Genomic DNA, 19,815 nt, shown 5'->3' on the forward strand with positions numbered 1-19,815 from the left:
CACTGGTCTAGACTTTCGTCGAAGCGCCGCCTCGGGGAGCCGGATTTGTCGGTAAGCTCGTCCGTCCCCCACCGTGGCAGACATCGACATCGTCGCCCGTGGACATCATCCATCCTTCAGCCGGAGAGTCTTTCATGAGCAAGCGCATCCTGGCGTACCGCCGCCTCAACGACCAGCAACTCGAGCAGCTACGCGAACGCTTTCACGTCGACTACTTCGGCAAGCTCGAGTCGCCCGACGATCCGGCGTTTCGCGAAGCCCTGGGCGAGGCCCACGGTCTGATCGGTGCCGGGGTCACCCTGACGCCGGCACTGCTCGACGCCGCCCCCAACCTGGAGGCGGTCGCCAGTATCTCGGTGGGCGTGGACAACTACCCGGTCGATGAGCTGACCCGGCGCGGCATTCTGCTCTGCAATACCCCGGACGTGCTCACCGAGACCACCGCCGATACCGGCTTCTCGCTGATCATGTCGACCGCTCGGCGGGTGGTAGAGCTGGCCGAATTCGTCAAGCGCGGTGACTGGAAAGCGAGCATCGGGCCCGAGCAGTTCGGCAGCGACGTCCATGGCAAGACGCTGGGCATGGTCGGTTTCGGTCGCATCGGCCAGGCCGTGGCTCGCCGCGGCGCCCTCGGCTTCGGCATGAAGATTCTCTACTCCAACGCTTCGCCCAAGCCGGCGCTGGAGGCGGAACTGGGCGCCCGCCACTGCGAGCTGGACGAACTGCTGCAGCAATCCGATTTCGTCTGCGCGATCGTGCCGCTGACCCCGGAGACCCGCCAGCTCATCGGCGCCCGCGAGTTCGGGCTGATGCGCGAAAGCGCCATTTTCATCAATATCTCCCGCGGTCAGGTGGTCGATGAGGCGGCGCTGATCGATGCCCTGACCAGCGGCCAGATCCGTGGCGCCGGTCTCGACGTGTTCGAACAGGAACCGCTGCAGGCGGACTCTCCGCTGCCCAGGATGTCCAATGTCGTCGCCCTGCCGCATATCGGCTCCGCCACCCATGAGACGCGCACGGCGATGGCGCAGCGTGCCGTGGACAACATCATGCTGGCGCTGGATGGCAAGCGTCCGCTCAGCCCGTTCAACGAGGAAGCCTGGGCAGGCCGCTTCGACTGACCTCACGACCACGTTCTCGATGGCGCCTCGACTATTCGACCGGGGCTTTCCATCGGGGATCCCGACTGCCGGTAAGGCGATATACCACCAAAGGGGGATAGGCGACATCGTCGTGGCGCACTAGTCTTTCCGACACTTTTGGATCGATCCAAAAACGGGGCCACGATGGTATCCACTGCTCGAACTCGCGTGACGCTCAAGGACATCGCTGCCCATGCTGGCGTGTCTCGCTCGACCGTATCGCTGGTGATGCAAGAGAGTGAACTGGTGGCGGGGGCAACCCGCAAGCGGGTGCAGGAAGCCGCCGTCGCGCTGGGCTACGTCTACAATCGCGGCGCGGCGACCTTGAGAAGCTCGCGCACCGCCACCGTCGGCGTCGTTGTCCACGATATCGCCAACCCGTTCTTCGGTGCCTTGATGGCGGGGATCGACGAAACCCTACAGGCCGCCGACTACATCCCCTTTCTGGCCAGCAGCGGCGACAGCCTGGATCGTCAGGCGCGTTTTCTCGCTCGCATGCGTGAGCATCGCGTCGACGCCTTGCTGTTATGCCCGGCAGAAGAGACGCCGGCGTCTTCGATCGAGGCGATCGCCGACTGGGGCATGCCTTGTATCGAGGTCATGCGCCACGTCGGCCAATCGCCGCTCGGAGACTATGTCGGTGCCGACCTCCGCGCCGGCGTCATCAATGCCGTCCGTCATCTCGTCACTCAGGGACACCGCCGCATCACGCTGCTCGCGGGCATTGCCGATCACTCCGCCGATCGGGAGCGCCTCGCGGGCTATCGACACGCCATGCACGAAGCCGGTCTCGACGAGCTGGCGAGCGTCGACCGCGGACCCTTGACCCGTTGCGCGGGACGCGAGCGAGCCCTGGCGCTGCTGCGCGGCGACACTGCGCCTACCGCACTGATCTGCCACAACGACCTGGTCGCGCTCGGCGCCCTGCTGGCGCTGTCGCATCTCGGGCTTCACGCGGGACGGGATTGCGCGGTGATCGGCGTCGACGACATCGAGGAAGCCGCCCTCGCCGAGCCCGCGCTGAGCAGCATCGCGACGCATCCTCGCGCGATCGGCCGGAACGCTGCCGAACTGGCCATACAGCGAATAGCCCATCCCGAAGGCGAGCGACAGCGCATCGTGCTCGAGGCCCCCCTGGTGATTCGCGCCAGTTCCCGAATTTCATCCGCTGTCACGCAGGAGTCGACATGAACCATCGCCCCCCGGCCTTTCGCGGGTTAGCCACCGTTCTGCTGACGACAATGGCGCTGACGGCGCTCGTCGCCATCGTTCCCGCCGCCCAGGCTCGCGAGCTGATCTTCGGCCATGGCGCCACCGAGGATACCGCCTATCACCTCAGTGCGGAGCGCTTCAAGCAGCTGCTGGAGGAGAAGACCGGCGGTGACCTGACGGTCAGTATCTACAGCAACTCGGTGCTGGGTCACGAAACCGAGATGTTCGAGCAGCAGACCGCGGGCGCGCTGGACCTCTCGATCGTCAATCCGGGCCTGATCTCGGAGTTCTCGCACACCGCCACCATCTTCTCGATTCCCTTCCTGTATCGCGATCTCGACCACTGGCGTCACGTGCTGGATGGCGAGCCGGGCCGGGAAATCGCCCGGCGTATCGAAGAGGAGACCGGGGTCAAGGTGCTTGCCTACTACGGCGGGAGCACGCGCCAGATCGTCAGCACGCGACCGCTCGAGAATCTCGATGCGCTCCAGGGCATGAAGCTGCGCACCAATCCGACCCGTCCGGTCATCACCGCCTGGGCGGCGCTGGGCACCCAGCCGACGGTGATGGCCTACAAGGAGATCTACACCGGCCTGCAGCTCGGCGCCATCGACGGCCTGCTCAACGAAGCGGAGTGGATCTACCGCATGCGCTTCCACGAGGTCGCGCCCTATATCGGGCTCTCCGAGCACGACATCACCGTACGCTTGCTGACGATCTCCGACGACACCTGGGAGTCGCTGACACCGGACCAGCGGCAGGCGGTGCAGGCGGCTGCCGACGAGAGCGAGCAGTACGCGCGCAACCTGCAGATCCGGCTCGACAAGGAGTCCCGCGACAAGCTGAAAGAGGAAGGTGCCACTTTCTATCCCATGGACCGCCAGCGCATGCAGCAGATCGTCGCCGAACCGCTGGGGCGGGTCATCGACGACATGGGGCTACGCGATCTTTACGAACTCATCATCAACACGGATTGAGGAGCACCTCATGGCATTCGCAATGACCCTGGGCCGCGTCAACCGTCAGTTGGAGCGCTTCCTCAATGGCGTGTTGCTGCTGCTGCTGGCCAGCTTCATCGTGCTGATCGTCTATCAGATCGCGAGCCGCAATCTGGGCTTCATGCCGCGACTCTACTGGACCGAGGAGATGAGCCGTTTCGCCTTCCAGTGGATGATCATGCAGGGCACCTCGATCGGGGTGCTGCATGCCGACCACTTCGTGCTCGAGGCATTTCCGCGCGGTTCCCGACCGGACCGGATAACGCGAGTGATTCGCGACGTCGCCTGTCTGCTGGTGGGCATGATCTTCGTCGTCTTCGGCTTCGGCTTCCTGCTCTCCGGCTTCGACCGCATCGCCAGCGCCTCGCAGTTGCCGATGGTGGTGACCTATTCGACCTTCTTCGTCAGCGGCGTGCTGATCGTGCTGTTCAGTCTGCAGCGCCTGCTGTTGACGATGCGCCACGGCGTCGACGCCATGGAACGCGAGCTGGACACCCCTTCCGAGATAGATGAGCTGGGGGCCGCCCCCCCGACGCAGACACTCGATACCCCGGAGAACCGATCATGATGCCCACCGACTGGTTACCCCTGCTGCCGTGGCTCCTGTTCGTGCTGCTCGGCGTATTCATCATTCTCGGCGTCCCCATCGCCATGTCGCTGGTGCTGACGTCATTCTCGATCATCGTGCTCGACCCACGTCTCGTCCCCTGGATCATGTTCCAGCGCATGTACTACGGCATGGATTCGTTCGTGCTGCTGGCGGTCCCGCTGTTCCTGCTCGCCGGCAACCTGATGAATGCGGCCCGGATCACCGATCGCCTGATCACGCTGTGTCTCAATCTGGTCGGCCACGTCAAAGGGGCACTGGCCCATGTCAACGTACTGGTGAGCATGCTGTTCGCCGGGGTTTCGGGATCCTCGACGGCGGACAGTGCCGGCATCGGTACGGTGCTGATCCCGGCGATGAAGAAAGAGGGCTACCCGACCCATTTCAGTGTCGCGGTCACCGCGGCCTCGTCGGTGATGGGCATCATCATTCCGCCGTCGATCAACATGATCGTCTGGGGCGCGCTGACCAGCACCTCGATCGCCGGCCTGTTCCTGGGGGGCATCGTTCCCGGGGTCCTGATCGCGGTGGCACAACTGCTGCTCAACCTGGGCTACGTGCGCCGCTACGACGTGCCGACGCGCAAGCGGGCCACGCTCAAGCAACTGGCCAGTTCGGGCAAGGATGGCCTGCTCGCCGCTGGCATCCCGGTGCTGATCATCGGTGGCATTACCCTCGGTATCGTCACGCCAACCGAGGCGGCGGTGATGGCGGTGCTCTATGCCCTGCTGCTGGGTTCCATCGTCTACCGCGAGCTGACCTTCAAGAGCGTGCTGGACGCCTCGACCGACACCGTCCGGCTCTGCTCGCTGTCGCTGTTCAGCCTGGTGGGCGCCGCGATCTTCGGCTACCTGATCAGCTTCTACCGCATCCCGCCGCAACTGATGGCTGGCGTCGAGATCACCGACCCGACCACCCTGCTGATCATCGCCACCATCGTCATGCTGCTGGTCGGCACCTTCATGGATTCGCTGCCGGCGATGGCGATTCTGGCCCCGATCTTCCAACCGCTGGCGGCCCAGGCGGGCGTCGATCCGCTGCAGTTCGGCGTGATCAGCGTCATGGCGCTCGGCCTTGGCCTGATCACGCCGCCCTACGGCCTGTGCCTGATGATCTCGGCCAAGATCGGCGGCATCCCCCTGCTCAAGGCACTGGGTACCACGATGGTCTATCTGCTGGTGATGCTGGTGGTGATCGGCCTGCTGATCGCCTTCCCAGACCTGGTCCTCTACCTACCCCAGACTTTCGGCCCGGACGCGGGCTGAGACAGGGCGATCAAAAAGTGTGCAATTTCTGGGGACTCGTTCGCTCCGGCTTGTGATTTCCAGCCGGGGCGACTAAAGTTGCAAGATAGATTAAAAACAGTGTTCCGTAATCCTACAGTCTTCGATCACGGGGCCGATAATCAGAGAACTGGAGTCAACCGCAGCGGCCAGTTTCACCCAAGGCCGGCGTCACATCCACTGACAGCGCCCTCGAGGCGACCCACCATGCCCGATCCCCTCTGCCTGCTTTTCGATTGCGACGGCACTCTGGTCGACAGCGAACCCCTCCTCGCCGAGATCATGGCGAAGTATCTCAATCAGGCGGGCCTACCCTTCCAGCCCAATGACTATCTGACGGAATTTCGTGGCGCGCGTTTCGCCAGCATCGTCTCCCATCTGGAACGACTGCACGGACGCCTCGAGGATTCCGTTCGCCAGCGAATCGAGACGGCGATGCGCCAGGAGATGCACGAGCGCATGGTCGACGAGCTCGTGCCCATCGCTGGCGTACCGGAAGCGCTCGACGCGCTCGGAGCCCTGCCGCGCTGTGTCGCCTCCAACGGGCCCGAGGCCAAGATTCGGCGAGCGCTGGACAGCACCGGATTGCGTGGCTTCTTCGGCGATCATATCTACAGCGCCTACACCGTGGGCAGCTGGAAGCCGGCACCGGGCCTGTTCCTGCATGCCGGCCGCGACATGGGCTTCGAACCCGCCGACTGCATCGTGATCGACGATGCCCAGGTGGGCGTCCGCGCCGCGCTGGCCGCGGGCATGCGGGTCGTCCATATCAATCGCTTCCCCGACCTCGAGCCCTCCCCGTCAGAGGCCATCGAAATTCGCGACATGCGCGAATTGCCGGCGGTGATCGACAAGTTGATCCCGGCCCTCGCGGTCGGCAACCTCTAGCGGCTCGACCGAGCGCACTCGGCGACGGCCACTACTGGAGGTTCCACCGCCTACGGCGATGATCGCGGCCCGAGCCCATGGCTCGGGCCGCGATCGTTTCGGATCGCTCGTTACCGGCCGGATGGCCGCGTTATCATGTGTTTTTCACGTCTTATCGGAGTTCCCATGCCTTCGTTACAGGATCAACTGCGTGGCCTGGTCTATTCGACCGAACATGGCGAGACCTGTCCCGACTGCCGTCGGCCTGTCGCCGAGTGCGAATGCCGGGCCCGGGAGGAGGCCGAACGGATCGCCGCGCTCGACGGCATCGTTCGTATCCGGCGCGAGACCAGCGGCCGCAAGGGCAAGGGTGTGACGACGATTCAAGGCGTGCCGCTGGACAGCGAAGCGCTGAAGATGCTGGCCAAGACGCTCAAGAAACGCTGCGGGACGGGCGGTGCGATCAAGGATGGGGTGATCGAGATCCAGGGCGACCATCGCGACGTACTCAAGCGCGAGCTGGAATCGCGAGGCTACAAGGTCAAGCTCGCCGGGGGGTGAGCCCGAGGGACTCCCGCACCTTGTCCGGCGCGTGGAATTTAGGCCGTGTTCCCTTGTCACACCCTTATCGCGCGCTTCAACGCTCAATCTTCGAGGGGATTCGATGTTCTCGTTCAACGCTTCACGCTCGCTCCGACTCGGCACTGCCGCACTGGCACTCGGGATGCTGGCAGGCTGCGCCAGCGGCCCCCAGTTCGACACGCTGGCGGCTCGCGTGGTTGCCGACAAGCCGGTCACGTTGCCCGAATCCGCGGTACTGGAGGTTCAGCTGAAGGACATCTCCACCGGCGACGTCCTGGCCAGCAGTCGCTACGAACAGCTGGGGCGACTGCCGATTCCGGTCACGCTGCAGTACGCAGCCGAGGCGATCGATCACGACGATCTCTATCGTCTCAGCGCGCAGATTCGCGACGACGACCGTATTCTCTACCTGAATCCCGAACCGGTCTCGGTATTCGGCGACGGTGACGCCGCCGAGCCCGATATTCCGGTCACGACCACCGGCGCGGCACCGACGCACTGAAGAGACCACCCACCGAAGGTACGGCTTGTGGCGGTCGGGCTGGCGCCTCACTCTGTAGGGCTTCGCTTCGCCACCAAGGAGGGCAGGATGGAAACACTGACATTACCGGGCACGGACATCGTCACCTCGCGCATCGGCCTCGGCACCTGGGCCATGGGTGGACGCATGTGGGGCGGCACCGACGACCCCAACGCGATTCGTACCATCCACGCCGCCATCGACCGGGGCGTCAACCTGATCGATACCGCTCCGGCGTACGGCTTCGGCCATTCGGAGGAGGTCGTCGGCAAGGCGGTTGCCCAGTCGGACCAGCGCGATAAGCTGGTGCTGGCGACCAAGGCCGGTCTCGAGTGGTACGACGACAACACCCTGGCCCGCAACGCCACCGCCAAACGCCTGGAGAAGGAGCTCGACGACTCGCTGCGGCGACTGCGAACCGATCATATCGATCTCTACCAGATTCACTGGCCGGATCCACTGGTCGACCTCGAGGAGACCGCCACGGCGATGGCGCGCTTCCACCGCGAAGGCAAGATCCGGGCGATCGGCGTGAGCAACTTCTCCCCCGAGCAGTGCGACATCTTTCGCCGCTCGGCGCCGCTACATACGCTGCAGCCGCCCTATAACCTGTTCGAGCGCGACATCGACGGCGAGATCCTGCCTTACGCAGAGAACAACGACCTGACGCTGCTGACCTACGGCGCGCTCTGTCGGGGGCTGCTCACCGGCAAGATGCACTCGGACTACCGCTTCAGCGGCGACGATCTGCGCAACAAGGATCCCAAGTTCCAGCCACCGCGCTTTGCCCAGTATCTGGCCGCCGTCGACGCGCTGACGGAGCTGGCTCGCACCCGCCACGACAAGAGCGTGCTGGCACTGGCGGTGCGCTGGATCCTGGATCGTTCGCCCAACGTCGTCGCGCTGTGGGGCGCACGCAAGCCGGACCAGGTCGATCCGCTGGGCGACATTACCGGCTGGCAGCTGAGCGAGGAGGACATGGCGGATATCGACGCGATTCTGTCGAAACAGGTGAAGGATCCGGTGGGCCCGGAATTCATGGCACCACCGACGCGCCAGTGAACGTCCGATACCACCTGCGATATCAGAACCCGGCCGAGGCCGGGTTCTCTCGTTCCGGAATCATGCCACCCCGCCGCCGTTCCAGTGCATCGACCAGTGCCATCAGCGTCGGCCCGATCGGCGCCGCGATCTTGAGCGCGAACAGCTCGTCGGCCCGGGTGACGCCGAGATTGACGCAGGCCATCGGCTTGCCGTCCCTAGCCGCCCGACGAGCGAAGCGGAACCCGGAATAGACCATCAACGACGATCCGATCACCAGCATCCCCGCCGCCGCCTCGAGGGCAGCCAAGGCCCGTTCGACCCGTGGCTTGGGGACGTTGTCGCCAAAGAACACCACGTCCGGCTTGAGAATGCCGACATGACAACGATGGCAACCGGGTACCTGGAAGGTCGAAAAATCGTGGCCGTCGAGATCGGCGTCGCCGTCCGGCCCCACCTCCGCGGGCAGCGACAACCACTGCGGGTTGAGGCGGGCCAGCTCATCATGGAGCGCATGGCGCATCATCGTCGCGTCGCAGCGCATGCACTTTACCACGTCGGCCTGGCCGTGCAGGTCGATGACGCGGCGGGCACCGGCGCGCTGATGCAGACCATCGACGTTCTGGGTCACCAGCGAAGTGATCCGCGACTGCTCCTCCAGCGTCGCCAACGCCCGGTGCGCCTGACCCGGATGAGCCCCGGCGAGGGCACGAAAGCCGACCAGACTGCGCGCCCAGTAGCGCTGGCGCACGCCATGACTCGCCATGAACGCCTGATGGCTGACCGGCGGCGGCCGTTTCCAGTCGCCCCGCGCATCGCGATAGTCGGGAATACCGGAGTCGGTGCTGACACCGGCACCCGTCAGCACGAACAGCCGCGGATGGCGCTCGACGAAATCGGCCAGCGCCGCGACGTCCGGAATTGAGTCGTTGGGCATACTGTTTTCCACCGATCGATGTTAGATATGAAAGCTACCATTCATGAACACAACATAGGCGTCCTGAACGCCGGTGGCTTCCGATATGCCCGATACGCCTCTGGATCCTGTGGTCGAAAAGCGTTTGAGAGGCATCCGTCTCGCTAGACGGATCTACGCACCACGGACCCTGGGTCTCCTGATTGGCGGGCTGTGTATTGGCAGCGCGCTCCACGAATTGCCGACCCCGCCCTGGGTCTGGACGCTGTGGGCCCTGCAGATCCTGTTCTGGTCCCATCTCGCCTATTGGCGGGCGAGGTATCACGCCTCACCCTATCATGCCGAACGCTGGAATCTCGGCGCCGACAGTCTGCTGGGCGGTTTCTGGACGGCGGCCATGCATTTCAATGTACTTCCCTCCGTGGTGGTGTTGACGATGATCAGCCTCGACAATATCGCGGTTGGCGGGATACGCATGCTGCTGCGGGGTTTCGCTCTGCTGGCCGCCGGTGCGGCGATCGGCATGTGGGTGATCGTGCCGGGTTTCCCCAACGTCGTCCCGTCGTCGACCGTGCTGCTCTGCAGCCTGCCGATGATCATCATCTATCCCCTCGCGATCGGCTACATCACCTATCTCCAGGCTCGCAAGCTCAACCGCCAGAAGACGACGCTGATGGAGCTGAGCCGCGCCGACGGCTTGACCGGGCTGTTCAACCGCCGCTTCTGGGAGGGCCAGGTGGCGACCCACCTGCCAACCGATTCGCCCGCCACCATCGCGCTGCTCGACCTCGACCACTTCAAGCGCATCAACGACGAACATGGTCACGGCATCGGCGACCAGACACTGCGTACGCTGGCGGCTCTGCTGCGCCAGTCGTTCGGCGATGACGTGCTGCTCGGCCGGTACGGTGGCGAGGAGTTCGGCCTGCTGATGCCGTCGACCACCCTGGAGCAGGCCATGGCCAGGCTTCAGCATTTCCAGCAACGGCTGGGGCGCTACCCGCCACCGCCGCCGCTTCTCAGGATGCCCACCTGCAGTATCGGCGTGGCCGCCAAGAGCCCGCTGATGATGAACCACGAACAGTGGCTGCTGCAGGCAGATCAGGCGCTCTACGCGGCCAAGCATGCCGGACGCAACCGGATCTGCGTCGACGGCGTTCCAACATCGCAGACCACGCTCGACCTCGGCTAGAATGGAGCCTCTTCCCGCCCACGCCACTGCAAGGACAACCGCTCATGGCCTGGTTGGAGTACGTGCTGCCGCTGATCTTTCTCGCCCCGCTGGGCGCCGCCGCGCTGGTGGCGATCACCCTGCGCGACGTGCAGACCGTCGGTCTCCGCTCCCCGCACGACGGCAAGCCGATTCGTGAAATTGCCCAGGCCCACCGGGACCGGCTGGAAAAGGCCCGCATGGTGTTCTTCCTCGACGCCACGCTGGCGCCGACGCTCACCCTGATGCCGCTGGTCTACGGCATGGGCCGGATGCTGTTCGCCGAGGAGCAGAGCTGGCTGGAGTGGTCGCTGTACGGCGTGGTCAGCACCCTGCTGGCGATGCTGTTCTGCTTTTTGATCCTGCGCGACGTGCAGCGAGTGCGCCGCCTGACCCGCAGCCTCGCCTGTGAACTGGCGGTGGGCCAGGCGCTGGATCACCTGATTCGCCCGCTGGCCAAGCCCTACTTCGTGTTCCACGACTTCCCCGCCGACTCCTACACCATCGACAACGTGCTGGTGACGCCGCAGGGGGTGTTCGTGATCCAGACGGTGGCCCGCGAATTCCCGCTCGATCTCGAGGGCCGCCCCATCAATACCGTCTCGGTGGAGAGCGAACGCCTGCGCTTTCGCGGCTGGAACGAGCGCCAGGTCCTGCGCAAGGTCCGGCTTTCGACGGTCTGGTTGCGTCAGTGGCTGGCTCGTCACGCCAAGTTGAGCGTGCCGGTGAGTGGCATCCTGGTGCTGCCCGGCTGGGAGATCGATGACGAAACCGAGCATCTCGGCGACAGCCGCGACGTCCGGGTGGTCGATGGCGTCGATCTTGCCACCCAGTTGGGTACGGCCCAGGGCGAAGCGATCGACGACGCCCAGCGCCAGCACCTGGTGGAGATCCTGAACCGGCGCCACCAGTGCGGCGTGAACAAGCCTCCAAGCCAGTGACATCGCCGGGGCGACGTTTCGCGCCGGCTTCCCGGACGCCATCTTCCCACTCTTTTTCCACATCACGTTCTTGACGAAGCGTGCTTGCACCCAACAGGAGACGCCATGCCCCGTTCCGATTCCCGCACCGCCTACGATGTCCTGACCTTTGGCGAGGCGATGGCGATGTTCATCGCCGACGATCAAGGTCCGCTCGACCAGGTGACGAGATTTCATCGCCGCACCGCCGGCGCCGATACCAATGTCGCGATCGGACTCTCGAGGCTGGGCTTCGACGTGCGCTGGCTCAGCCGGGTCGGCGCGGATCACAACGGCACCTTCCTGCAGCGGGCACTGGAGGCCGAAGGTCTCGACTGCCGGCATGTTCGACGTGATGCAGCGAATGCCACCGGATTGATCTTCAAGGAGCGTGCCGTCGACGGCGCCGACCCTCACGTCGAGTACGTCCGCCGGGGTAGCGCCGCCAGCCACCTGAGCATCGCCGACGCCAGCGATGTCGAGTTGGAAGCGGCCCGCCACCTCCACGCCACCGGCATCCCGCCCGCCATTTCCGAATCGGCGCGCGAGCTCTCCTTTCATCTGCTGCGACAGGCCCGCCGCGACGGGTTGTCGGTCTCGTTCGATCCCAACCTGCGCCCCAGCCTGTGGCCCAGCGAAGCGGTCATGATCGAAACCCTCAATGCGCTCGCCGCCGAGGCCGACATCGTCATGCCAGGTCTGAGCGAAGGCCGCCTGCTGACCGGCCGCGAGACGGCCTACGACATCGCCGGCGACTACCTCGACCGCGGCGCCAGGGCGGTGGTGATCAAGCTCGGCCCGGAGGGTAGCTACTTCCGCACCGCCGACAGCGAGGGCACCGTCGACGGCTCACCCGTCGAGCAGGTCGTCGACACCGTCGGTGCCGGCGACGGCTTCGCGGTGGGCATCGTCAGCGCCTATCTGGACGGGCTGGACTGGCACGCGGCGCTGCATCGCGGCAACTTGATCGGCGCCCGCCAGGTTCAGGTGATCGGCGACATGGAGGGCCTGCCCAACCGGGAGCAGCTGGTCGCCATGGAGCGCGGCGGCGACGCCCGCTAGCCGGGAACGCGCTCGTCGTCCCGCGCCGCCGGACCGCTGGCGGCCTCGGCGCGCGCTCGGTGGCGAAGTCCGGCCAGCACCGCCGGCTTGAGTGCTCCCAGCGCCTCGCCGGAGAGGCCGCTGAGAACGATCAGCCGGGCATGGCGACGCCCTGGCGAATACCCCAGCCACAGCGGGAATTCGACCGCTCGCAACGTCGCGGGCTGAACCCGCAGCGACCAGCGGCGCGGCCGGGCCAGTCGCTCCCATAGCCACCAGCGCTCGAACTGCGATAGCGTCGGCGGTCGACCGCCTTCGAGGGCCAGCACGCCGTCGTGGTCCGCCGAATGGAGGGGCAACTCCCCCGCCATCAGCATGGCTCTCGGCAGATTGTCGGCCGCCAGCAGCCAGGCCATTGGTGGCCCCGTCTCGCGACCGATCGCCACTGCCCACAGCGACAACCACGCCGGTTCGAACCGTTCGGCACCGTAGCGCCGCAGCCTCGGCTCGGCGGCGACGGCGCCCAGCCGCCGAGGCAGCCTCGACGCCGGCGCCGTCTTATCCACCGCCATCATCCGCCGCTCGCCTTCGCGATCAGCCATTGGCCCACCCCTGCAGCAGCGCCAGTGCGGCCAGCGACACGAAGAACCACACGACCAGGCCGATGCAGCGACGCCGTGTCAGGCGCGCATCGCGACCGATCTCGGCGGCACCTTCGCTACGTCCCTTGAGGATCGCCTGCATGTCGGGCGCGGTCTCGTCGATCACCACGTCCGAGAGCTGCACGGCCGACGGCGCCGGCGCGGTCAAACTCACCGCATAGCCGACCACGACCGAGACGATCAGCCCGACGAAATTCTGGTAGAGCCAGGAGACATCGGTCTGGGAGACGGCCCATACCGCCGCCATGCCGACGATGATCCCGCTGACCGCCCCTCTGCCGTTGCTGCGATGGCTGAGCACGGCCAGCAGGAAGGTTCCCAGCAGCGCGCCGTAGAACCAGGAACCGATGCGGTTGACGGCTTCGATGACCGGGCCGAGATTACCGGCGAAGAACGCGAACGCGGTGGCGTAGAGCCCCCAGAAGATGGTCGCCCAGCGCGACGCCTTGAGGTAGTGCTTCTCGTCGGCATCGGGCCTGACGTAGCGGGCGTAGAAATCGCGCACCGTCACCGCGGACAACGAGTTGAGCGCGGAATCCAGGCTCGACATGGCGGCTGCGAAGACCCCGGCGATCACCAGCCCGGTCACCCCGACGGGAAAGGCGTTGACCACGTAGCGCGGGAACAGCTCGTTCAGGTTCTCCGGCGCGGTGAGGCCGTGCTGCTGGTAGTAGGCGGCGAGCATCACGCCGATGAACAGGAACAGCAGCATCTGCGGCACCAGCAGGTAACCACCGATCAGCAGCGAGCGCTGCCCCTCGGCGATCGAGGGGCTGGTCAATACCCGCTGGATCTGGCTCTGGTCGGTGCCGAAATAGGCCACGTGCATGACCACGCCGCCGATCAGCCCCGCCCATAGCGAGTAGGTCACGGTGGGATCGAGCGACAAATCGATGGTGTCGAACATGCCGTTGGCGGCGCCGTAGGCGAACACGTCGCCCCAACCGCCGGGCAGGCTCGAGACCATCAGCACCATGCTCAGGATCGCGCCCAGCCACAGCACGAACATCTGGATCACGTCGGTCCAGATCACCGCGCTGATGCCGCCGAGCACGGTATAGCTCACCGCGATCACCGCCATCAGCACGATGGTCAGGTTGACGTCCCAACCGGTGACGACCGAGAGCACCAGCGCCGGTGCGTAGAGCACCACGCCCGTGGCGAGGCCGCGCGCGACCAGGAACAGCAGCGCCGCCAGCGATCGGGTCAGCGCCCCGAAGCGACGCTCGAGCAGCTCGTAGATGCTGTAGATGCCGGCTCGATGGAAGATCGGTACCAGCACCAGAATCAGAACCGCCATCGCCAGCGGCACGTTGATGAAGGTCGCCAGGCGCTCCAGGCCGCCCTCGAACCCCCAGCCGGGTGCGCCGATGAAGGTGATCGCGCTGGCCTGGGTCGCCATCACCGACAGGCCGATGGCCCAGCCGGGAATCTTGCGGCCACCGAGAAAATAGTCCTGCGTGCTCTCCTGATCCTTGCCGAAGCGGGCGCCCACCCAGGCAATGCCCACCACGTAGACGATCAGAACCGCGGTATCCCACCAAGTGAAAGCGCCCACATCCCGTCCTCGCTTTTTTGTTATCGACAAAAATGAGCGTAGCACGTCGTTGATATGTCACCCCGGCGCCGGCGGCGGGGGATTGTTCCCATCGCCCGGTCGCGAAGGACTTGCCAAGCCCCCCAAACGGCCCGATGATAGCGCGCTTTTTTCTCCCTCCCACCAGCGGGCTGGTATTTCAAGAGGCATCCGATGCGTCTGATCTCCTTCGACGTTTCTCGCACCCTGCACATCCCCGGCGTTCGCTACATCAAGCCCGAGCGCATGTTCGAACATCTCGACGAGATCCAGGCCGCCGACTGGCTGCTGTTTCCCAGCTACTGGCAGGTCAGCACGCTGCTGCATGCGATGCACAAGCGCATCTTCCCGTCGCCTGCCACCTACTACCTGGGCCACGACAAGGTGGAGCAGACCCGCGCCTTCCAGGCCATCTGCCCGGACAACCTCCCGCGGACGACGATTCAGGCCAGCACCTGCCACGGTATCGATATCGCCGAGGCGGAAGTCGGCTACCCGATGATCGTCAAGGAGATCCGCAGCGCCCGTGGCCAGGGCGTGCACCTGATCGAGAGGCGACGCGAACTCGAAACGCTGGCCGCGTCCCAGGAGGTGCTGTACGCCCAGACCCTCCTTCCCATCGACCGGGACCTGCGCATCGTCCTGATCGGCGATCGGATCCTCGCCAGTTACTGGCGGGTGACACCGGCGGGGGGATATCGCGCCAACGTCGCCCAGGGCGGCACGATCGATCACGACGACATCCCCCCTTCCGTGCTGGCGCTGGTCCAGCGTGTGGCCGCCAGACTGGGCGTCGATCACGCCGGGTTCGACGTTGCCATGGTCGGGGATCACCCCTTCCTGTTCGAGTTCAACCGCCTGTTCGGCACCCAGGGCATCGCCGACCCCGGCAGGACGACGGCCACGGCCATCCTGGAATGGCTCAACCGCAGCCAGGGAACGCCCGCCGCGAACGACGCCGGTATCGCGGCGGAGCCGATCGAGGGCTTTCCGGAAGGGCTTCTTGACGTCGCGCCAGCGATGGTCTGAATGACGATCGCCAGGGATGGCGGGCACAAAAAAGACCCCGGCCAGATGGCCGGGGTCGTGGTCAGCGAGAAGCCGGGCGATCTCAGCCCGGCGGCTGTTCCGGACTGTCAGGCATGTTGATGCTGCCCGGCTCTTCCCGATTGAGGTGCAGGAACTGCAGGTGGCGCTCGTACTGGTCAAGGATGTCATCGATGACCTGCTCGCGGGTGTAGCCCATCAGGTCGTAGCCCTGGCTACCTTCCAGCAGATACACCTCCAGACGATAGTACCGACTGCTGCTACGCGGTGTCCGCATGGCGAAGGACGGCGTCGAAAACGGGTGCGTCCAGATCTGGTAGGCGAAGTTCTGCTCGCTGCCGAGATCGACGTAGAGCGACAGGTAGTCGTCATCGTTCTGCGTGCCAGTGCTGATGTCGACCTCGACGCCCTGCTTCATCAGCTCCTCGCGCACCGCCTCCATTGCCGGCCGCCCGGTCTCTTCCAGGAACTGCTGGGCCTGCTGGCGATTGGGGAACGACATGGCACGCTTGAGCCGGGTCTTCCAGTCGTGAGCGCGATCGCGCCCGCCGGCGGACATGCGTCCCGACAGCGAGCCGGACAGGCTGAGGCGGTGACTGTCCTCCTTGAACGCCTCGACCTTCAGCGCCTTGTAGAGCCCCGCGATCATGAAGAACAGCACGATCGAGAAGGGCAGCCCGGTGATGACCACCGCGCTCTGCAGCGTCGACAGGCCACCGGCCAGCAGCAGTGACAGGGTCAGCACCCCGATCACCGCCGACCAGAGGATGCGCATCCAGATCGGCGCGTCGCTGTTGACGTCCTTCAGCTTGGAGGTGAAGTTCGACAGTACCAGGGCGCCCGAGTCACCGGAGGTGACGAAGAACACGATCGCCAGGATGCTGACCGCGATGGTCGAGAAGACCGGGAACGGATACTCCTGCAGGAACAGATAGATACCCGCCGGCGGCGTATTCATGACCTGCTCGCCGAAGTCCGTCGCGCCATTCATCGCCATGTCGAGGGCACTGTTACCCAGGATCGACATCCAGATCATCATGAAGGCGATCGGCAGCGTCAGGGTGCCGGCCACGAAGGTTCTGATGGTGCGGCCACGCGAAATCCGCGCCAGGAACAGACCGACGAACGGGCCCCAGGCGATCCACCATGCCCAGAAGAACAGCGTCCAGGCGTTGAGCCAGTCCGTCGGCTGATCGAAGGCATAGGTATCGAACGACATCGAGATGAAGCCGGAGAGGTAGTCGCCGATGTTCATCACCAGCGCATTGAGCAGGAACACCGTCTTGCCGGCAAACAGCACGAACAGCAGCAGCGCGATCGCCAGCAGAATGTTGAACTCGGAAAGGCGACGAATCCCCTTCTCGACACCGGTCACCGCGGAGATCGTCGCGAACAGCACGATCAGCAGTACCAGGATGGTCTGGGTCCAGGCACTTTCCGCGATGCCGAACATGAAGTTCAGCCCGTAGTTGAGCTGGATGACGCCGATGCCGAGACTGGCAGCGATACCGAACACCGTGCCCAGTACGGCGGCGATGTCCACCACGTGACCGATGGGGCCGTAGATCTTCTTGCCGAAGATGGGATAGAGCGCGCTACTGATGGTCAGCGGCAGGTTGTGTCGATAGCTGAAGAACGCCAGCGACATGCCCACCAGGGTGTAGATCCCCCAGCCCGAAAGCCCCCAGTGGAGGAAAGTCAGTTGCATCGCGTGACGGGCGGCCGCCACCTGGTCGCTCGGCGCGTTGGGCGCGTTGTAGAACTGGGTCAGCGGTTCCGCCAGGGCGAAGAAGATGACCCCGATGCCGATACCGGCGGAGAACAGCATCGCCGACCAGGAGAAGATATTGAAATCCGGCCTCGAATGCTCCGGCCCGAGACGAATCTTGCCGAAGCGGGAAAAGCCCACGAACACCACGAAGGCAAGGTAGATGACGACTGTGAGAAAGTAGTACCAGCCGAAAGTGTTGGAGATCCAGCCCAGCAGCGCGTTGATGATGCCATTCGCTTGCTCGGTAGCGATCATCGCCCACAGCGAAAAGGCGACGATGCCGATGACCGACCCATAGAAGACGACTGGATTCAGTCTGTCCTGGGTCGTGGAATTATTATCGGGGCTTGTGCTCATGCGGCTCCCATCATGGTCAGATAGTTTGCGTTGACGAGCAGCGACGCCCCTGGCGGCTGACATGACCTGTAGAGGCGCAGGGCGTTTGAGACCCTTGGCTCGTTCCCGTGTTCCCGCCGCGAGGTCATCTGACCTCGAGTTGAGTTAAGTCGACTTCAGTCGTTGAATCCAGCCATGTGTTCAACGGAAGACTCGACCCACTCCGTAGCCCTGACGCTTGGCTGTCATCTGCCGATCCCGGCGTCAGGTCGTGGAACCGCCGGCCCACGCGTCGCGCGTTTTTGCCAGCCTGGCGATGCCGGCTGGCGTCTGAAATATGGCTCATCGCCGGGTAAAAGCGAGAATGGTTTTTCCCAGCGGGCAGTGGCGACGTTGGCCGGCGGCCTGAATCGGCGATCGAGTGCTCGCTCTCGACCCTGGCGTGCGGTCGAACCGATCTTTATTGATTGACCGTTCAATTAAAATACGGAGTTGTGAGTCTGGTTTCAACAGCCATACCCGACACTCGCCCGAGGCAATGGTCTAATGGGTGCCAGATACGACGACGCCGGGAGCGGGCCCGGCGACGAGAGGAGAAGCGGGAGAGCGTTCAGTCTCCCTTGAGGCGGCCACCCATCTCCTGGGCCAGCTCGACCGCGTAGTGATCGGTCATGCCGCCGATGAAATCGAGCATCCGACGATAGCTGTCGTAGAGCGGCCAGTTCGGCTTCGGCGTGTTCTCGCCGATCAGCGCCAGCACGCGCTGGTGCTTGAAGGAAGAGTGCCCGGTGTGATGCAGCTCATGCGCCGCACCGATGAAGGCCTCCAGCAGAATACCGAGCGTGGTGTAGGCGCCGATCTCGAGCTTGGCCTTGCGCTCGTTCTGGAAGATGCGCTCGCGAGCCAGCTGCTTGGCCGAGGAGACGCCCCAGGTGAGATCCGGGTGGCAGAGCTCGAGCAGATCGTCGTTGAGGGTGCCGTTGAGCAACGCTTTCTCGTGTTGAACGAAGACATCGCCGACTTCGTTGACCGCCCTCTCCATCGCCGCGCCGCGCAGCGCCGCGATCCGCCGACGCTGCGACACACCGTCGGCGGCCATCTGTTCATAACCCCTCGGCGGCTCGCCGGCAATCTGCAGCAGTACCTGAGCGACCTCCTCGTAGCGCAGGATGCCCATCTCCAGACCATCCTCGAGATCGAGCAGCGCATAGCAGATGTCGTCCGCCGCCTCGACCAGATAGGCCAGGGGATGCCGGCACCACTTGGAACCATCGACCGACTTGAGACCGAGCCGCTCGACGACCTCGACCAGCAGGTGCTTCTCGGACTGATAGCAGCCGAACTTGCCCATCTGGCCACCATGCTCGACCGTCCACGGATACTTCAGCAGCGTACCCAGCGTCGCGGCGGAGAGCCGCATGCCGCCGCGAAACTGGTTGTACTCGATCTGGGTCACGATCCGGAAACCCTGGGCGTTGCCCTCGTAGGTCAACAGATCCCGGCGCTGCGCCTCGTCGAGCCCCTCCAGCAGACCGCTCCCCTGGGCCTCGGCCCACTTGAACCAGTCGCGAATCGCGTATTCGCCGGCATGCCCGAACGGCGGGTTGCCGATGTCGTGCCCCAGGCAGGCCGCCTGGACGATGACGCCGAGATCGGCGGGCGTGACCCAATCCGGCAGGCTGTCGCGCAGCTGCTCGCCGACGATCATGCCCAGGCTGCGACCGACGCAGCCGACCTCGATCGAGTGGGTCAACCGGGTGTGGATATGATCGTTGTCGGTCAGCGGATGGACCTGGGTCTTGCGCCCCAGACGCCGAAACGAGCCGGAGAAGACGATGCGGTCGTAGTCCTTGTGAAACGGACTCCGGCCGATTTCGCCGCGCGACGTCCGGGCATCGTGCAGCCGGACAGGATCGAGCAGGCGCTCCCACTGCATGACAGTCATCGTGATCTCCGTTAACACTAAAGGCAGCTTCGGGCTTCGGGCTTCGGGCTTCGGGCTTCGAACCGACTAGAATGCCGTCCGGGTCGCGGAAAGAAAAGCA

Annotated in this window: 18 protein-coding genes; 13 read left to right on the forward strand and 5 right to left on the reverse strand. The window is 64.7% G+C overall.

Going from position 1 to position 19,815, the window contains the following annotated elements; translation table 11 throughout:
- The first annotated feature begins 134 nt into the window (after positions 1–134).
- The 9 genes from DOM45_RS00105 (at position 135) to DOM45_RS00145 (ending at position 8,273) form a co-directional block, all read left to right on the forward strand.
- Positions 135–1,121, forward strand: coding sequence for a 2-hydroxyacid dehydrogenase (locus DOM45_RS00105; protein WP_110597489.1), 987 nt, complete (start codon positions 135–137; stop codon positions 1,119–1,121).
- Between the two features lie 189 nt (positions 1,122–1,310).
- The gene (locus tag DOM45_RS00110) at positions 1,311–2,333 is read left to right on the forward strand and encodes a LacI family DNA-binding transcriptional regulator (RefSeq protein WP_240612238.1); all 1,023 of its coding nucleotides are present in this window, start codon (positions 1,311–1,313) and stop codon (positions 2,331–2,333) included.
- On the forward strand, positions 2,330–3,331 hold the full coding sequence (locus DOM45_RS00115) for a TRAP transporter substrate-binding protein (protein WP_240612239.1): 1,002 nt from the start codon (positions 2,330–2,332) through the stop codon (positions 3,329–3,331). The genes DOM45_RS00110 and DOM45_RS00115 overlap by 4 nt, the downstream gene beginning before the upstream one ends.
- A gap of 10 nt (positions 3,332–3,341) precedes the next feature.
- On the forward strand, positions 3,342–3,920 hold the full coding sequence (locus DOM45_RS00120) for a TRAP transporter small permease (RefSeq protein WP_110597491.1): 579 nt from the start codon (positions 3,342–3,344) through the stop codon (positions 3,918–3,920).
- On the forward strand, positions 3,917–5,224 hold the full coding sequence (locus DOM45_RS00125; RefSeq protein WP_110597492.1) for a TRAP transporter large permease: 1,308 nt from the start codon (positions 3,917–3,919) through the stop codon (positions 5,222–5,224). Before DOM45_RS00120 ends, DOM45_RS00125 begins: the two co-directional genes overlap by 4 nt.
- Positions 5,225–5,449: 225 nt before the next feature.
- On the forward strand, positions 5,450–6,130 hold the full coding sequence (locus tag DOM45_RS00130) for an HAD family hydrolase (protein WP_110597493.1): 681 nt from the start codon (positions 5,450–5,452) through the stop codon (positions 6,128–6,130).
- A 165-nt stretch (positions 6,131–6,295) separates the two neighbouring features.
- Positions 6,296–6,670, forward strand: a complete 375-nt coding sequence (locus DOM45_RS00135; protein ID WP_110597494.1) for a translation initiation factor Sui1 — start codon at positions 6,296–6,298, stop codon at positions 6,668–6,670.
- Between the two features lie 103 nt (positions 6,671–6,773).
- Positions 6,774–7,193: a YbaY family lipoprotein gene (locus DOM45_RS00140; RefSeq protein ID WP_110597495.1), complete on the forward strand. Its 420-nt coding sequence runs from the start codon at positions 6,774–6,776 to the stop codon at positions 7,191–7,193.
- Positions 7,194–7,280: 87 nt separating this feature from the next.
- Complete coding sequence (locus DOM45_RS00145) at positions 7,281–8,273, forward strand: aldo/keto reductase (RefSeq protein WP_110597496.1); 993 nt, start codon at positions 7,281–7,283, stop codon at positions 8,271–8,273.
- A gap of 22 nt (positions 8,274–8,295) precedes the next feature.
- On the opposite strand, the gene DOM45_RS00150 is transcribed toward DOM45_RS00145, so the two are convergent.
- Positions 8,296–9,189, reverse strand: a complete 894-nt coding sequence (locus DOM45_RS00150) for an NAD-dependent protein deacetylase (protein WP_110597497.1) — start codon at positions 9,187–9,189, stop codon at positions 8,296–8,298.
- An 85-nt stretch (positions 9,190–9,274) separates the two neighbouring features.
- Here DOM45_RS00150 and DOM45_RS00155 point away from each other — a divergent pair, with 85 nt between their 5' ends.
- The 3 genes from DOM45_RS00155 to DOM45_RS00165 all read left to right on the forward strand — a co-directional run bounded on the left by DOM45_RS00155 (position 9,275) and on the right by DOM45_RS00165 (position 12,399).
- Positions 9,275–10,360, forward strand: a complete 1,086-nt coding sequence (locus DOM45_RS00155) for a diguanylate cyclase (protein ID WP_110597498.1) — start codon at positions 9,275–9,277, stop codon at positions 10,358–10,360.
- 44 nt (positions 10,361–10,404) lie between these two features.
- Positions 10,405–11,319 (forward strand): nuclease-related domain-containing protein, encoded by a 915-nt coding sequence (locus DOM45_RS00160; RefSeq protein WP_110597499.1) that lies wholly within the window; start codon positions 10,405–10,407, stop codon positions 11,317–11,319.
- Between the two features lie 105 nt (positions 11,320–11,424).
- Positions 11,425–12,399: a sugar kinase gene (locus DOM45_RS00165; RefSeq protein ID WP_110597500.1), complete on the forward strand. Its 975-nt coding sequence runs from the start codon at positions 11,425–11,427 to the stop codon at positions 12,397–12,399.
- On the opposite strand, the gene DOM45_RS00170 is transcribed toward DOM45_RS00165, so the two are convergent.
- Positions 12,396–12,980 carry a hypothetical protein gene (locus tag DOM45_RS00170; RefSeq protein WP_110597501.1) on the reverse strand — a complete coding sequence of 195 codons (585 nt, stop codon included), beginning with the start codon at positions 12,978–12,980 and terminating at the stop codon, positions 12,396–12,398. The two genes, DOM45_RS00165 and DOM45_RS00170, sit on opposite strands and share 4 nt — an antisense overlap.
- On the reverse strand, positions 12,973–14,598 hold the full coding sequence (locus DOM45_RS00175; protein WP_110597502.1) for a sodium:solute symporter family protein: 1,626 nt from the start codon (positions 14,596–14,598) through the stop codon (positions 12,973–12,975). Before DOM45_RS00175 ends, DOM45_RS00170 begins: the two co-directional genes overlap by 8 nt.
- A gap of 192 nt (positions 14,599–14,790) precedes the next feature.
- Between DOM45_RS00175 and DOM45_RS00180 the strand changes: the two genes are divergently transcribed.
- Positions 14,791–15,645 carry an ATP-grasp domain-containing protein gene (locus tag DOM45_RS00180; RefSeq protein WP_110597503.1) on the forward strand — a complete coding sequence of 285 codons (855 nt, stop codon included), beginning with the start codon at positions 14,791–14,793 and terminating at the stop codon, positions 15,643–15,645.
- Positions 15,646–15,727: 82 nt separating this feature from the next.
- On the opposite strand, the gene betT is transcribed toward DOM45_RS00180, so the two are convergent.
- Both betT and DOM45_RS00190 read right to left on the reverse strand, forming a co-directional pair.
- Entirely contained in the window at positions 15,728–17,791 is a 2,064-nt protein-coding gene (gene betT / locus DOM45_RS00185) for a choline BCCT transporter BetT (protein ID WP_110597504.1), read from the reverse strand.
- A gap of 589 nt (positions 17,792–18,380) precedes the next feature.
- The gene (locus tag DOM45_RS00190) at positions 18,381–19,715 is read right to left on the reverse strand and encodes a deoxyguanosinetriphosphate triphosphohydrolase (RefSeq protein WP_110597505.1); all 1,335 of its coding nucleotides are present in this window, start codon (positions 19,713–19,715) and stop codon (positions 18,381–18,383) included.
- Positions 19,716–19,815 lie beyond the last annotated feature (100 nt).

Source organism: Salinicola lusitanus (assembly GCF_003206045.1).
Lineage (GTDB): Bacteria > Pseudomonadota > Gammaproteobacteria > Pseudomonadales > Halomonadaceae > Salinicola > Salinicola lusitanus.

What these genes read in the sequence shown, in the direction of transcription:
- DOM45_RS00105 (WP_110597489.1), top strand. Translation starts at nt 135, where the DNA reads ATGAGCAAGCGCATCCTGGCGTACCGCCGCCTCAACGACCAGCAACTC.
- DOM45_RS00115 (WP_240612239.1), top strand. Translation starts at nt 2,330, where the DNA reads ATGAACCATCGCCCCCCGGCCTTTCGCGGGTTAGCCACCGTTCTGCTG.
- DOM45_RS00120 (WP_110597491.1), top strand. Translation starts at nt 3,342, where the DNA reads ATGGCATTCGCAATGACCCTGGGCCGCGTCAACCGTCAGTTGGAGCGC.
- DOM45_RS00125 (WP_110597492.1), top strand. Translation starts at nt 3,917, where the DNA reads ATGATGCCCACCGACTGGTTACCCCTGCTGCCGTGGCTCCTGTTCGTG.
- DOM45_RS00130 (WP_110597493.1), top strand. Translation starts at nt 5,450, where the DNA reads ATGCCCGATCCCCTCTGCCTGCTTTTCGATTGCGACGGCACTCTGGTC.
- DOM45_RS00135 (WP_110597494.1), top strand. Translation starts at nt 6,296, where the DNA reads ATGCCTTCGTTACAGGATCAACTGCGTGGCCTGGTCTATTCGACCGAA.
- DOM45_RS00140 (WP_110597495.1), top strand. Translation starts at nt 6,774, where the DNA reads ATGTTCTCGTTCAACGCTTCACGCTCGCTCCGACTCGGCACTGCCGCA.
- DOM45_RS00145 (WP_110597496.1), top strand. Translation starts at nt 7,281, where the DNA reads ATGGAAACACTGACATTACCGGGCACGGACATCGTCACCTCGCGCATC.
- DOM45_RS00150 (WP_110597497.1), bottom strand. Translation starts at nt 9,189, where the DNA reads ATGCCCAACGACTCAATTCCGGACGTCGCGGCGCTGGCCGATTTCGTC.
- DOM45_RS00155 (WP_110597498.1), top strand. Translation starts at nt 9,275, where the DNA reads ATGCCCGATACGCCTCTGGATCCTGTGGTCGAAAAGCGTTTGAGAGGC.
- DOM45_RS00160 (WP_110597499.1), top strand. Translation starts at nt 10,405, where the DNA reads ATGGCCTGGTTGGAGTACGTGCTGCCGCTGATCTTTCTCGCCCCGCTG.
- DOM45_RS00165 (WP_110597500.1), top strand. Translation starts at nt 11,425, where the DNA reads ATGCCCCGTTCCGATTCCCGCACCGCCTACGATGTCCTGACCTTTGGC.
- DOM45_RS00170 (WP_110597501.1), bottom strand. Translation starts at nt 12,980, where the DNA reads ATGGCTGATCGCGAAGGCGAGCGGCGGATGATGGCGGTGGATAAGACG.
- DOM45_RS00180 (WP_110597503.1), top strand. Translation starts at nt 14,791, where the DNA reads ATGCGTCTGATCTCCTTCGACGTTTCTCGCACCCTGCACATCCCCGGC.
- betT (WP_110597504.1), bottom strand. Translation starts at nt 17,791, where the DNA reads ATGAGCACAAGCCCCGATAATAATTCCACGACCCAGGACAGACTGAAT.
- DOM45_RS00190 (WP_110597505.1), bottom strand. Translation starts at nt 19,715, where the DNA reads ATGACTGTCATGCAGTGGGAGCGCCTGCTCGATCCTGTCCGGCTGCAC.